General features: G+C 39.1%; 7 protein-coding genes. All 7 read right to left on the bottom strand.

Annotated features, from left to right (window positions below; all coding sequences use genetic code 11):
- Positions 1-1,283 (bottom strand): alpha-L-fucosidase (locus ACO1O5_RS06355; RefSeq protein WP_486269000.1); only part of this gene is annotated, 1,283 nt, incomplete at its 3' end.
- Between the two features lie 191 nt (positions 1,284-1,474).
- On the bottom strand, positions 1,475-3,874 hold the full coding sequence (locus ACO1O5_RS06350; RefSeq protein ID WP_486268999.1) for an ABC transporter permease: 2,400 nt from the start codon (positions 3,872-3,874) through the stop codon (positions 1,475-1,477).
- Positions 3,875-3,949: 75 nt separating this feature from the next.
- Positions 3,950-6,355 carry an ABC transporter permease gene (locus ACO1O5_RS06345; RefSeq protein WP_486268998.1) on the bottom strand — a complete coding sequence of 802 codons (2,406 nt, stop codon included), beginning with the start codon at positions 6,353-6,355 and terminating at the stop codon, positions 3,950-3,952.
- 47 nt (positions 6,356-6,402) lie between these two features.
- Positions 6,403-8,829 (bottom strand): ABC transporter permease, encoded by a 2,427-nt coding sequence (locus tag ACO1O5_RS06340; protein ID WP_486268997.1) that lies wholly within the window; start codon positions 8,827-8,829, stop codon positions 6,403-6,405.
- A gap of 83 nt (positions 8,830-8,912) precedes the next feature.
- Positions 8,913-9,956 (bottom strand): DUF4097 family beta strand repeat-containing protein, encoded by a 1,044-nt coding sequence (locus ACO1O5_RS06335; protein ID WP_486268996.1) that lies wholly within the window; start codon positions 9,954-9,956, stop codon positions 8,913-8,915.
- A 65-nt stretch (positions 9,957-10,021) separates the two neighbouring features.
- Positions 10,022-12,415 (bottom strand): ABC transporter permease, encoded by a 2,394-nt coding sequence (locus ACO1O5_RS06330; RefSeq protein ID WP_486268995.1) that lies wholly within the window; start codon positions 12,413-12,415, stop codon positions 10,022-10,024.
- A 199-nt stretch (positions 12,416-12,614) separates the two neighbouring features.
- Positions 12,615-15,059 carry an ABC transporter permease gene (locus ACO1O5_RS06325; RefSeq protein ID WP_486268994.1) on the bottom strand — a complete coding sequence of 815 codons (2,445 nt, stop codon included), beginning with the start codon at positions 15,057-15,059 and terminating at the stop codon, positions 12,615-12,617.
- Positions 15,060-15,270 lie beyond the last annotated feature (211 nt).

The raw sequence follows: 15,270 nt of genomic DNA, 5'->3' as shown, positions 1-15,270 counted from the left end.
TGATCATCATAAATGCGTTGGGTTTTTACGACCGATAATACCAGCCCTGTATCTGTTTGCATAAACTTACAACTAACATCTTTACCTGGCCGGTACTCCTGTATCAAACTGTTTTGTCCCAACACACTTACTCTAGAGTCCGCACCCGCCTTCACGGAATGTAAGGTAAATGATCTTCGGTCACCTTCCTTCCAGGAAGCAGCATCTGTAACAATAGCATATACCGTTTTATTATCAAGGCTTCTTGTGTACCAAATATTTTTTTCATTGGTAATTACCCATGGACGTACACTGTCCACCGCTTCCCTGTTTACAAAATACCAGGCCGCCATTTCCCGCAACCTGCCCTCTTGTTCATCAGCCATTTCGCCATTTGCCTTCGGTCCGATATTCAATAGTAGCGAACCTCCCTTGCTTCTTGCCTCAATTAGTAATTCAATAAGATTTGTTCCCGATTTATACCTATCGTTAGTAGGCTGGTATTGCCAGGCTGTGCCCATAGTAATGCAGGAGAGCCACGGTTCATTCATGGTCACTCCGGGTAACATTTGTTCAGGAGTTTTTAAGGCGCCTCTTGTTATTAAAATATTAGGTTGAAGTCTCCAACAGGTTTCTTTCACAATTTCTTTCGGCTCTCCATCAATAAACAACAAATCAATCTTGCCATAATTCGTCATTAATTCTTCACATTGTTTCCTGGTAAAATCATCATACTCTTTTCTAATTGCCTTGCTCATTACAACATTATCGCGGCTGATAGGAAGATGATGTTTATACAGGAAGCTGAAGTCTTCCGGTGAAAAATAAAATCCAACCTGCAGGCCGGCGCGGCGTGTTGCGTCTACCATTTCGCGTAGCAGGTCCTTGTGATAGGGCGTATTCATAACACTAAAATCTGTGGTCTTTGTGTCCCACATGCAAAACCCTGAGTGATGTTTAGTCGTAAACATGATATACTTCATACCAGCAAGCTTGGCCAGTGTAGCAATTTCATCCGGGTCAAATTTTTTGGGATTAAATACAGTGGGCAATTCTGAAAAGTACCTTTGCACGTAGTCGTTAGATGCCCCAACCAATGAGTGGCTGATCACAATACCCAATGACACATCTACGCCAAAATGTATAAACAAACCATCATCGGTATTTTGAAGCCATTTTTCCCGTTCGGGTTTATTGAGATTGTAGTGACTGGAGTCGTTGTCAGTAACCACATCATTTTGCGCAAAACAATTGCTTGACAAACCAATGAAAGTAAATACGAAAATATTAATCCACGATTTCATAGACATTTCTTGCTAATGTAATAAAAAAGAGGGCAGCATTAATGCCCTCTTGTGTTTTAACTTAGGATTGCTTGCTTATGAGAAATTTAAAAATTATAGTTTGTCCCACCAAACTCTTGCCAGCAGAACGTCCGGGCCCTTGCTTGCCCTTTCAAACGTAGAATTAAACTTTATTATTTGAATAGTTCCACTTATTCAGTTTTCAAACTCTTTACAGGATTGGTTAACGCTGCTTTAATCGAGTGATAGCCAACGGTACAAAATGCGATCAACATCGTTACAAATATTGTAATAACAAATACATATAACTGCACGGGTATTCGAAAAGCAAAATCCTGCAACCATTTATTGCCGGCCCACCACGCAGCCGGAATTGCGATGAGTATTGCAATCCCTATCAACTGCAAAAAGTTCTTCGCGATAAGAAAAGTTATGTTTCCCACTTTTGCACCTAATACTCTTCTTATACCTATTTCTTTTGTGCGTTGCACGGTTGTGAAGGCAGCAAGGCCAAATAATCCCAGGCAGGCAAGAAGTATGGCCAGCCCTGCGGCTACCGAAAATAGCAACGATGTGCGTTGGTCAGCAAGATAAAGCCTGTTATAGTCTTCATCCAGGAAATGGTAATTAAAAGGACGATCGGGGACCCGATCCTTCCAAACTGTTTCCAGGCGGGCAAGCGTAACTTTCATATCGTTGCCGCCTACACGCAGCATAAATGTGCGTGAATAACCTCTCCCCAGAAAAATTAAGAGAGGGCCAATTGGTTCGTGAAGGCTGCTGAAATTGAAATCTTTTATTACACCAACAACAGGGCCTGTTACACCTTTGGAAATTGTTTTATTGATGGCCTGTTCGGGTGTCCAGCCAATTTTTTTTGCCAGTGTTTCATTAATGATATAAGGTTGATGAAAGTTTTCACCATTATTGGTTGTATCCATCATAGCAAAATCCGATTGCTGAAAATCCCTGCCTGCAAGCAATTGCATCTTCAGAGTTTTGGTAAAATCCAAATCAACCGGCATTGCATTTAACGATATGTCATGCTTTCCTTTTTCGTCAACTGCGGTAATGCCATCGCCCCACTGTACATTTTCCGGCGTATCATAGGAAGCAGTGACTGATGCAACGCCGGGCACTTGTGCGAACTCGCCTTTAAGGTTTTGAAAATATTGCAACATATTACCCCCTATCGGAAGCACAACGATATGGTCTTTATCATACCCCAGGTTTTTTGTTTGCATGTAATGCATTTGCTGGAGAATGATAGTTGTATAAATGATGAGGAACACTGAAATTCCAAATTGTGCAACTATTAATGCTTTCCGGAGCAAATTATTTCCACCCGTAAAAGAAAATCCTTTTTTTAATACACCAATTACCTGCGTTCCGGATAAAACCAATGCCGGATATAAGCCTGCGAAAAAACTTACCAATATTGAAAAGACTATCAATGCAATTACCGGCAGCGGCTGTAAAAGAATACCTGGCGTAAATTGCTTGCCTGTTATTACATTAAAGTAGGGAATTAGAAATATACTTAGCAGTAATGCTAGCGCGGCAGCCAAAAAAGTGATGATAGATGATTCGCCGATAAACTGTATAAACACCTGGCGCTTTGATGCACCTATTACTTTTCGAATTCCAATTTCCCCGCTTCGCCCCACAGATTGTGCTGTAGCAAGATTCGTATAATTTGCACACGCTATAATTAATATTAATAACGCAATTACGGAAAACATATAAATATAAGTGATGCTGCCATTGGGTTCGAAGCCCGGAAGCGAAGAGTATAAATGCACTTTTGTAAGCGGCTCTAAATGATAAGCGAGATAATCGTTGCCTTCCATGCCTGCATCTTTTCTTACCTCAGGTGTTTGCATATAGGCATTAACCTGCTGCTGAAATTGTGGAATACTTTTTTCATCGCGCAATAAAAAATAAGTGATCCAGTTTGCCGTCCACCAGGTTTCGTTTTTTACTCCGTTGCCGAGGTTGTAAAATTGCGTGGCAAAATCAAATTTTATTTGCGAGTTCTGCGGAACATCTTCACACACTGCGGATACTCTTAAATCCTTTCCGCCGCTGGAGAGTATTTTATTAATGGGCTCTTCTTCACCAAAATATTTTTTGGCAATGGATTTTGTGACTACAATCTTATCCGGCGCATCTAAAGCAGTAGCTGCATCTCCTTCAATAATGTGAAAAGAAAATATTTTGAAAAAAGGTGCATCAGCATACAGTATGCGTGGTTCATCAAATATCTTATCGCCATACTTTACCACGTTGTGGCTTATAAATGTTCTTGTATATTCCTCTACCAGTGGAAAGGTTCTTTTAAACTGCGGACCTACCTTGGTGCCTGTGGTTGCGGTTTTATTTACGGTTCCTGCACTTGAATATTCCATTGTTGCCCTAACAATACGGTCAGCATTTGCATTGAATTTATCGTAGCTCAATTCATGATTGATGTAAATACCAATTAGTAAACAAGCGGCTAACCCTACCGTTAGTCCGAAAATATTAATGATTGAATACAGTTTGTTCTTACGAAGATTGCGTAACGCCGTTTTAAGATAATTTCTAAACATAAGGGCTATTTATTTTTACTTCAAGACATCGAATCTCAATATTCAGATTGAAGACTGTTGTCTTATAGTTAACAATTATTCCGTTCTTAAACTTTTTACCGGGTTTGCTATCGCTGCTTTTATTGCCTGGAAACTCACTGACATCAGGGCAATCAATAAGGCCAATGAGCCAGCCATAATAAATATCCATGCCGTTATGTTTATGCGATAAGCAAAATCCTGCAACCAGTTGTTCATTAACCACCATGCGATGGGACATGCAATAACGATTGCAATTAAAACAAGCCGTACAAAATCTTTTGACAGCAGCATCACGATTTGCTGTACCGAAGCTCCGAGCACTTTCCTGATGCCGATTTCTTTGGTGCGACGTTCAGCAGTAAACGCCGCTAATCCAAATAATCCTAATGCAGAAATAATGATAGCTATGATTGAAAAAATTAAAATAAGTTGCGACATTTTTATATCCGACTTATACAAATTATTAAAGCTGTCATCCAAAAAAGTGAAATCAAATGGTTGTGCCGGAATAAATTGCGACCATACTTTTTCCGCGGCACTCAATGCCTTCGGGATATTACCGGGAACTGTTTTAATAAAAATGTATGAATCACTTCCTTCATTAAAAGATAAAACCATCGGTCCGATTTTTTCGTGCATGCTTTTATAATTAAAGTCTTTAACGATGCCGATGATTTTACCGGTATCACCGCCGTAAGTAAATCGCTGCCCGATGATTGGCTGATGCATATTGAAGGCAGCAGCAGCTGTTTCATTTAAAATATAATTGTGCATATCCTCGTTTCCCGGCTTAAACCAGCGGCCGCCTTTTAAAGTCAACTGAAACATGCTTTGAAAATTTTCGTCAACCGAAAGCTGGGCAATAGTAGGATTGAAAGTGGTATCACGCCCATCCCAATCTGCGTTACCGGAACTTGAATTACCTACATTCATTATTTCAGAACCACCAATGCTTACGGCCGAAATGCTGCTTTCCGACTGTAATTCCTGTTTCATGCCGGTAAAAAAACTCTTTCTTTGTTCGTCATTCATCTTGCTATAACTTTTCCATGGAATTTGCAAAGACATTATTTGCGATATATTGTAACCCGGGTTGGACGTCTGAATAAAATTTAATTGCTTGTAAATAACTATCGTTCCCATAATCAAAACAATAGACAAACCAAACTGAAACACTACAAGTCCTTTTCTTATAGAACCATCGCTTAATCTTAATAAGCTTTTGCCCCTAAACACATTTAACGGTTTAAAGGAAGAAAGTAACGCCGCCGGGTAAACGCCATTTAGAATAGTAGCCATGGCCAATGTCCCGAGTAATATTTTCCAAACAGCCGGAGAATTTACCGGCAATTGAAAATGCTCGCCGGTAATAGAATTAAAAGCGGGAAGGCATAGTTGAATTAACAACAAGGTGATAATTAACGACAGCAGGCTAACGGTTACAGATTCAACAATAAACTGCAGAAACAAATGACCGCGTTGTGCGCCGGCAATTTTCCGCACACTTACTTCTTTTGCACGCAGGCTGGCTCTTGCTGTTGTAAGGTTCACATAGTTAATACAGGCAGTTATTAGCAACATTAATCCAAGAACGAAAAAAATATAGGTCGTCTTTTTATTACCATGTGGCATAGTCGAACTTTGCAGGTCGTTTTCAAAATACATATCCTTTAAAGGTTCAAGGCTAACCTTCGGAAGATTATTATCATCCGACCTGTTCTTTGCAACAATATTATTTAGCTTGGATTCAACCAAAGGCTTTTTAGCGTTAGGTGCCAGTTTTAAAAAAGTAGTAAAGTTGTAATTGTGCCACGTGTTATCGTTCTTAAAACTTTGAGGATTGGAGAACCTGCCGTCCATTTGCAGCAACACATCGAACCTGAAACTGGAGTTAAGAGGATTGTCTTTAATAACTCCCTGTACGGTATAATTTGCAGTGTCGACTTTTATTATCTTCCCGATCGCACTCTCATCTCCAAAATATTTTTTTGCTTTGGATTCTGTTAAAATAATACTGAAAGGATTCTGCCCGAAAGCTGCTGCGTTGCCGGCAACAAACGAATAGTCAAAAATTGTGAACCATGTCTTTTCAACCCATGCGCTGGTTTTTTCAATAAACAATTTATGGTTGATTGTAAATACCATTCCGCCATAAGCATTGATAACAACACGGGCTGCATTTTTTACTTCAGGAATTTGCCGGACGGCAGCCGGCGCCAGCGGCATTGGAGAAGTTTCCCAAATCCATGCTTCGTTTTTATTGACTTGTATCGTATTGGTGATCCTGCAGATATTATTCTTCTCTGCGTGATAATCATCAAAACTAATTTCATTCTGCACCCATAAAAAAATAAATACAGCCGCCGTCATTCCAACGGAAAGACCGAAAAGATTAATGGAACTGGTAACCTTATTTTTCCAGATATTTCGAAATGCGGTTTTAAAATAATTTTTAAACATAAAATACTATTTATTGTAAGCCCGGCTTAGCCAATGTAATTAACTACCTATTCAGTTCTTAAATTATTCACGGGGTTAGCCAATGCAGCTTTAATTGCCTGTATGCATACCGTTAGCAGCGCAATTAAAAGAGCGATTCCTCCTGCGATCACAAATACCCATCCCGTGATAGAAATTCTGTAAGCAAAATGCTGCAACCAGGTATGCATAGCCCACCATGCCAGCGGAAATGCAATCAACATGGCAATAATGATGAGCTTTAAAAAATCCCTGGACAGCATACTAACGATACCACTAACGGAGGCGCCTAAAACTTTTCTTATTCCTATTTCCTTTGTGCGTTGCTCAGCGGCATAAGTTACCAGGCCAAACAAACCAAGACATGCAATAAAGATGGCAAATATGGCAAACGAGATAAATATCTTCCCGGTCTGTTGTTCAGTTTTATAAGTATGATTAAAATCATCGTTCATAAAAGAATAAGTAAACGGCTGGCTGGGCGTCATCGTTTTCCATTTATTTTCGATGCCGGCAACAAGGCCCGGAATATCAGAAGTATTAATACGAAGAGAAATACTTCCATTTTGTTGGCGATACACTAAGGCTAACGGTGTCACCTGTTCGCGTAACGAACTGAAATTAAAATCTTTTACAACCCCCAATATGTGATACGCAGTAACGTCTTTGCCATTGTTGAAATTATTAAGGTAATACACTTGTTTATTAACCGGATCAGGAAATCCTAATAATTTGGCAGCACTTTCATTGATGATGATGCCTAACGAATCAGTTTTAAAATCCCTGGAAAAATTTCTTCCTTTCACCATTTTCATGTCCAGTGTTGGTATATAATTTTCGTCTACGGGCCATATCTGAACAGAAACAGCTCTTTTCTGATCCAGGGTTGCATCCGGGAAAATGGGGCTATCACTGCGCCAGTCGGAAGTAGGCAAGAATCCAGTCATTGTTGCATTTTCCACACCGGCCATTTGCAATATTTCATCTTTAAATACTTTGGTTTTATTTCCCAGTGGGTACGTATTTTTAATTATCAAGACCTGGTTCCTGTTGTACCCCAGATCTTTACTTTGAATAAATTTTAATTGATTATAAATAACAATAGTTCCTACAATAAGCATAATTGAAATAAAAAATTGAAAAACTACGAGGCCGCTGCGCAGCCAACTACTTTTAAAACCTTTCGACACTCTACCTTTGAGAACTTCTACCGGGTTGAAGGCCGAGAGATAGAATGCAGGATAACTTCCTGCAATTACGCCAACTACCAGCATTAATACGATGAGCGATGGGAATAACCAGGGATTTGCGAATACGTTCCTGCTAAGTTCCTTACCGGATAGCTGGTTGAAATATGGTAACAACAGCCACGCAAAACCTATCGCCAATATTAATGCTATAAAACTAACAAGCACAGACTCGGTAAGAAACTGTGCAACCAATGACTTTTTTAATGAGCCCAGCACCTTTCTCACGCCAACTTCTTTTGCCCTGTTCGAAGAACGTGCCGTAGAAAGATTCATGAAGTTTACACATGCAATCAATAATATAAGAATGGCTACAAAAGAAAAAATGTAAACAAACACGATGCTACCGTTAGCACCCAACTCCGCAGTTTTATTGGAGTGTAGGTGGATAGATGTCAGCGGTGTTAAATGATAAGTATCGAAGTTTCCGCTCTTGGCAAAAGTTTCCATATCAATATTCATCAATTGCTTTACCTGCGGCCCTACATATTTAACAACCATGGCATCGAACTGTGATTCGAGCTTTTTTGGATCAGCTCCTTTTTTCAAAACAATGTAAGTATTGAAGTTGTTACTTACCCAATTATTCTGACGGCTTTCATCGTTGGAAGAAAGTGAAACAAAGAAATCAAAATTAAAATGTGATTGCGAAGGAATGTCCTTTATAACGCCGGTTACTTTAAGATTGGAAGTATCATTAATTACAAGGCTCTTCCCAACAATATCTGTTGAGTTGAAATACTTTTTGGCGGTTGTTTCAGTTATTACAACGCTATGCGGCTCCGCTAGTGCAGTCTTTGGATCGCCCTGTATCATTGGCAAAGTAAATACGTCAAACAAAGTGGAATCTGCATAGATTACCTTTTCTTCAGTAATATTCTGGTTCCCTTTTTTTACTAACAGTCCCCCATAGCCGCGAAAACGAACATATTGTTCTACCTGCGGAAAATCTTTCTTTAGTGTAGGGCCCATGGGATCTGGCGCTACTGCCAGCACAAAATGATTTCCCCCAAATTGTATATCGCCATCCACCCGGTAAATTCTGTCAGCCTTTTCATTGTACTTATCGTAACTCAATTCATCCGTTACATAAAACAACATCAGGAGGCAAGTGGCTAATCCTATAGCAAGGCCTGCAATATTTATAACTGAAAAACCTTTGTTATTCCAAAGGTTTCTGAAGGCGATTTTTAAATAATTTTTGATCATGAGAATCAATTTTAATCTTCACAATTAATTAAATTGAAATTTTCTCAGGCCTGAGGTTGCACAGTCATTTTGGACTTTTATTATTAATTAAATGTCACACTTATTTTTCCACTGCCGGCATCGACAGTAACCGGTACTCCTCCCCCGTTTATAGTACCATGCATTTCTTCATTGGTACTTGTTCCACTAAAATTTTGAAGGTTTGGTGTTGAAATTTTCATGGCACTCAACTTTAAGTCAGCTCCGGCGTTTTTCGGAAGTTCCAAATTTATTTTTCCTGCTGAATTGTTGATGGAAACATGATCGGATAAAGTCTTGATGGAAACATCAATATTTCCTCCGCTGGTACCCGCTTTCAGTGAGCAGGTAAGATTATGTAAAGAAACATTACCGCCCGAAGTTGAAGCATTCAAATCTCCTCCAATAGCTTCACCCCTTACATTGCCCCCGCTTGTTACCGCCTTTACCTTCCCGTCCAACTCCTTCATGTTGATAGAACCACCGGAAGTGCTGATGCGTATAGTTCCCGAAGAATTCTCCACATTAATATTACCACCACTGGTTGCTACGTCAATTTCGTCTTTGGAATTACTTAAATCAATATTACCTCCTGAAGTGCTGCCTTTTGTTTTGCCTTCGAGGCCATCAAGATTTAAATTTCCACCGCTTGTTGTAAATACCTTATCTCCTGAAAGATTGCTCAATGCGATCTTTCCGCCACTCGTTGTTAAATCGGTTGCAGTATTTTTAGGGACGTATATCCTAAAAGAAAAATTCAACGCCTTCTTCCAGTCTTTAATCCGGTGTTTTGACTTAGCCGTTACCGTTAGTTGGTTATTTTTTACAGAAACATCGAGGTCGTAATCCTCATTGATTCTTGCTTTAAGTTCATCTTCTGTAAGTGACTTTTGCTTGTTACCGTTTTGAGTAACAAAAACTTCCACTTTACATTGAGATGGATCAACGCCGGTAACGGTGATATTTCCCCCACTCGTTTCTGCCATCACCTTATTGAAGGATTCACCGGCAAATGATTTGGTGAGATAAGGTTGCTTATCGTTTTTATCCTGCGCATTTACAACAAGACTAACGGTTGCTATCATCAGTAGAAAGAAATACTTTTTCATGTTATTTTATTTATAATTTTTATTCGTTTTTAATTTATCAATTTCAATTGTCATCCATTATTATTTTATTCTGTCTTTAAAACCTTTGCCGGTTTTGTTAAAGCTGCCCTCGCAGAATAGAACATAGCTGTTACCGAAGCAGTAATTACAATTACAAGGGCTGACACAACAAACGGAATCACAGTTAACCCTGCATTGTAAGGAAATATCTGCAACCATTTATACATGAAATAATAAGCCACGGGGAAAGCGACCACAGCCGCAATTAATGCCAGCCACAAATAATTCTTTGTTATCATACCAACAACCTGCATGAGGCTGGCGCCAAGTACACGGCGTATGCTGATTTCTTTTTGCTTTTGCTGTGTCGTAAATGCTGTAAGGCCAAGAAGACCGAGACAGGTAATGATGATCGTTAGTATTGAAAACGCCGCAAATATTTTCCCCCGCTTTTGGTCAGCCGCATATTGTGAATTAAAATCATCATCAAGAAATTTATATTCAAATGGCAGTTGCGGAAAATATTTTTTCCAGGTGCTTCCTACCTGTGCAATAGTTTGCTTTACGTCCCCCTGTTTTATTTTTAGCTGAATCATATTGCCATTTGGCCCATAAAACAACAGCAATGGAGCTATGGGATTGTATAATGATTTCTGATTAAAATCTTTCATCACACCAACCACTTCGAGATAATGGCCTGATGTATCGCCGGGAAATTTCACCCGCTTTCCAATTGCATTATTCCATCCAAAATGTTTTACCATGGCCTCATTAACAAGGATGCTATGCAATGTATCCGGCGGGCCCGAAAAATTTCTCCCGTTAACGATCTTAATACCAAGTGTGCTGAGAAAATTCTCATCAATAGCATAACATTCCACCGCTTTATCAACGTAACCCGTGTTGGTTTGTACGGTAAAAAGATTCAGGTTGCTATTGGCACTGCCGGGATAGGAATTGCCGGTACCAACCATTTTTACCCCTGTAAGATTTCGAAAATCATTGTCCATAGCATATATTTTACCACGTTCATCTTCACCTGTATTAACCGTAACCGTCATCACTTCATCTTTATTAAAACCCAGGTCTTTTTTTTGCAAAAACGAAAGTTGCGAATACACCACCCACGTGCAGATGAGCATTATCATAGAAATAGAAAACTGCAGTACCACCAGAGTGCGGCGGAGGTTTACGTTGCCCGATGCATTGGAAAGTGCACCTTTTAAAATGCTTACCGGCTGAAATCCCGAAAGATAAAATGCAGGATAACTTCCGCCAACCAACCCGGTGAATAATGCGATACTGGTTACAAGGATAACATTGAATGGTTGAAACAATGTGGCTATAGTGAATGCTTTACCGGAGATAGAATTGAATACAGGCAACAGCACAAGAACCAGTAACATACTTAGTGCCACCGCTACAATAGCTGTAAGCACTGACTCAGTTAAAAATTGAAAAACCAATTGCTTTTTTGAAGAACCCGTTACTTTACGGATACCAATTTCTTTTGCCCTGCGAGCAGACCTTGCCGTTGTGAGATTCATATAATTGATACAGGCAATCAACAACATAAAAAAAGCAACAGCAGAAAAAATCCAGATATACGACATGTTACCCAGTTCCTCAGGTTCATGCTCCAGTTTGGAATGAAGATGGATAGAGGTTATCGGCTGCACGTCATATCTCATCGTGATATTGAACTGCGCAAAAAGCGGCTCGACATATTTTTTGTACATCGATTCCAGTTTTTTATTGAAGGCGGAAACGTTCGTGCCTGGCTTCAGCAATACATAAGTAAAATTGTTGAAGTTGCCCCAATTGTTAAAGCCGCCGTTTTGATTGCCTTTTAATATAGTGGCCCCGGAAATCAGCATATCAAAACGTAAATGCGAATTGTTTGGAACATCTTCAATAACGCCGGTTATTTTATACAAGTCGTATACCGTCTTTAATGTTTTGCCCACGGCCGGAGTATTCCTTCCGAAATATTTCTCAGCAAGTGTTTTTGAAATTACAATGCTGTTGGGTTCGTCCAACGCGTGGGCAGCATTACCTTCAAGAAATTTATAAGAAAATATTTTGAAAACGCTGCTATCTGCATAATACACCTTTGTTTCATAAAAACTATTTTCACCATTTTTAAATAATGTTCTTTCGCGACTCATTAACCAGGTGGCTTCTTCCACTTCCGGGAAATCTTTTTTAACGGTAGCAGCAACCGGAAGTTGCGTAAGCGTCCAGTTAGTATTCTTATCACGCTCATGGATATACGAAACAATGCGATATATCCGGTCAGCTTTTGGAAGATAGCGATCATAATTCAGCTCATCTCTTATATAAAAAATAAGAAATAAGCTAAATGTAATACCGATGGTAAGGCCCAACACATTCAGGAGGGTGTACCATTTGTCCTTCTTAAAATTACGAAAGGCAACCAGCAATAAGTTTTTTATCATAGCATCGATTTTTATTTACACATATTACGTATCAGCTCGGAATTTCGCTTACCATTCATCGTGCCTAAATCATCGTTCATAATTGATAATTCAAATTCTTATTCTACGTTGAACAAATAGTGAGCGCCAAATCATTATATCCAATGCGTACTTTTTTGTCCCGGGTTTCGTCAATTTGCGTTATTCGCAATTCACAATATCATTCTGTTCTCAAACTTTTCACAGGATTTGCAATTGCAGCCTTGATCGCCTGGAAACTTATTGTTGCTATTGCAATTATTAAAGCGGCCGATCCCGCTATAACAAATACCCAAATATTTATATGAATTCTATAAGCGAAGTCCTTTAACCAATTGTTCATTAATAACCATCCTAACGGCCATGCAACCAGGTTTGCCATCAATACCAGCTTAACAAAATCCTTTGTAAGAAGAAACATCACATCCTTTGCTGTTGCGCCTAAAATTTTCCTCACACCAATTTCTTTCGTACGCTGCGCTGTCATAAAAGCAACCAAAGCAAATAATCCGATGCAGGCGATCACAATTGCTATTATAGAAAATGCCCCGAATAAAAGGCCAAACTGAATTTGATTTCTATATTGCTTGTCAAAAAATTCATCTAAAAAAGAATAGGTGAAAGGGTTTTCTTTGAAACTATCGTTCCAAACATGTTGTATGCCGGCAAGCGCATGTTGAATATTTCCCGTCTTTATTTTTACAAGATAATATTCAAATTCTCGTGCATCATTATTGTTGAATTGGAATGCCGAAGGCTCCAACTTTTTTTCAAGTGATAGCTGGTGAAAATCGCTTATAACACCGATAATAGTATAGTGCGAATTATCACTTATCACATCTGCACCGATAGCATCCCGCGGTTCTTTGAATCCGAGTATTTTTATTGCTGATTCTGTGAGAACCAAACCATTGGCATCGGTTTTATACTGTTGCGAAAAATTTCTGCCCGCTAAAAACTTCATTCCCAAAACATGAAAATAATTTTCGTCGATAGAAGTAGTATTAATGGCAACAGTATTTAGAGGAGAGTTATTTACTGTGTACTCCGAAGGGTATCTTATTTCTTTTCCGGGAATTTCATCAGACATTCCCACGCCCTCGATCTCCGGGTTTTGGTTAAGTATGTTTTTAAATCTTTCTACATATAAATTATGCATACTACGGGCCGTATCCCAATGTCCGGGCCGGTCCAAAACTAATACCTGCGCCGGTTTTAACCCAAGATTTTGATTGAGCATGTAATGAACCTGCTGATATACGACCAGTGTTCCGATGATGAGCAGAACTGAAAGAGAAAATTGAAAAACAACCAATGATTTTCGCAGGGCTAATCCATTTTTGGAAGCCTTTATTTTTCCTTTTAGGGTAGCTATTGGATTGAAAGAAGATAAAACAAAGGCAGGATACAATCCTGAAAAGAAAGTGCCTGCAATCATAAAACCAAGGAACATGAAACCATATTTATTTGTCAGCAACGTTGACAATGAAAAATCAACGTGCATCAAATGGCTAAGTGAGGGCTGGAGAATTTTAACGAGTACGACGGCAATAACAAAACTTGCCACGTTAATGGTAAACGATTCAGTTAAAAATTGTTTTATCAACTGTTGTCGTTTCGATCCCAGCACTTTTCTTATCCCTATTTCTTTTGCCCTGTTAACCGAAGCTGCCGTAGATAAATTAATATAATTAACCCACGCGACGGTTATAATAAAAATTCCCACCACTATCAATAAAGAAATCGCTTTCCCATTCCCTGTGGGTTCGGGCTCATCAATAAGACCTGAGGTAAGATGAATTTTTGCAAGTGGTTGTAAACTCAATTTGCTTTCTGTAATCTTTGCTCTTTCAGCCGGAATATGTTTACTGATAAATGCGGGTAAATTTTCTTCAAACAGTTTTGGATTTGTGCCAGGCCGAAGTTGAACATACGTATAAAAATCTTTATAGTCCCAGTCATTCTCATATCTTGACGATCCGTTTCTGCGATGATCCAAAGTTGAATAAGAAATAAGAATATTAAATTTTAAGTGAGAGTTTTCCGGCACATCTTTAAACACGCCGGTTATTTTGCAAAGTTCAGAATTACGGTCATCGTCATCCATTTGAATGAATTTCCCAACAGGGTTATCGTTTCCAAAAATCTTCTTTGCCTCAGATGCAGCAATGACGGCGCTATAAGGCTGGGCAAGCGCTGACTTCGGATCGCCTTCGGTAAAAGGAAAAGAAAACATGGTGAGAAAAGATGGATCCGCATATAAGAATTTAGTTTCCCTGAAGTGATCGTTATTGTAAGTAAAGACGCAATTGTTTTTGTAGCCCATGTTATAAAGTCTTGCCTGGGCAACTACTTGTGGATAATCATTTTTTAATGCGGGGCCAAGAGCAGAATAATTCTCTGCACTCTTAAAAAGCAATTTTTTATTTTGATATAAATCTAAATTTACGCGGTAGATATTTTTTTCATGTACATTGAAATCATCGTAGCTGAATTGAAAAGATACATAGCTAAGCAATAATAAAGAACCTGCTATCCCGATAGTGAGCCCGCTGATATTTATCGCGGAAAACAATTTATGTTTCCACAAACTACGCCAGGCGGTTTTGAAATAATTTTTGAACATAATATTTTCATTTAAGTATGTCCGTTAGTAATACCCTTTTGCTCATGTTAATAATTCTGTATTCCGTTCTTCAACCTGCCTGCTGCAAGCAGGTTTTTCACTCATTTTTTTATTCAGTTCGTAGACTTTTCACCGGGTTGGCGATGGCTGCTTTAACAGATTGAAAAGTGACGGTGAAAACAGTAATAAGAATTGCAGCAACACCACCAAC

The sequence above is a fragment of the Ginsengibacter sp. genome (genome assembly GCF_057362405.1).
The sequence above is the reverse complement of the archived record's forward strand: the minus strand, read 5'-3'. Positions and strand labels throughout refer to the sequence as shown.

Excerpts from the sequence above, each read along its gene's own strand:
- ACO1O5_RS06350 (WP_486268999.1), bottom strand. The coding sequence starts at position 3,874 with ATGTTTAGAAATTATCTTAAAACGGCGTTACGCAATCTTCGTAAGAAC.
- ACO1O5_RS06345 (WP_486268998.1), bottom strand. The coding sequence starts at position 6,355 with ATGTTTAAAAATTATTTTAAAACCGCATTTCGAAATATCTGGAAAAAT.
- ACO1O5_RS06340 (WP_486268997.1), bottom strand. The coding sequence starts at position 8,829 with ATGATCAAAAATTATTTAAAAATCGCCTTCAGAAACCTTTGGAATAAC.
- ACO1O5_RS06335 (WP_486268996.1), bottom strand. The coding sequence starts at position 9,956 with ATGAAAAAGTATTTCTTTCTACTGATGATAGCAACCGTTAGTCTTGTT.
- ACO1O5_RS06330 (WP_486268995.1), bottom strand. The coding sequence starts at position 12,415 with ATGATAAAAAACTTATTGCTGGTTGCCTTTCGTAATTTTAAGAAGGAC.
- ACO1O5_RS06325 (WP_486268994.1), bottom strand. The coding sequence starts at position 15,059 with ATGTTCAAAAATTATTTCAAAACCGCCTGGCGTAGTTTGTGGAAACAT.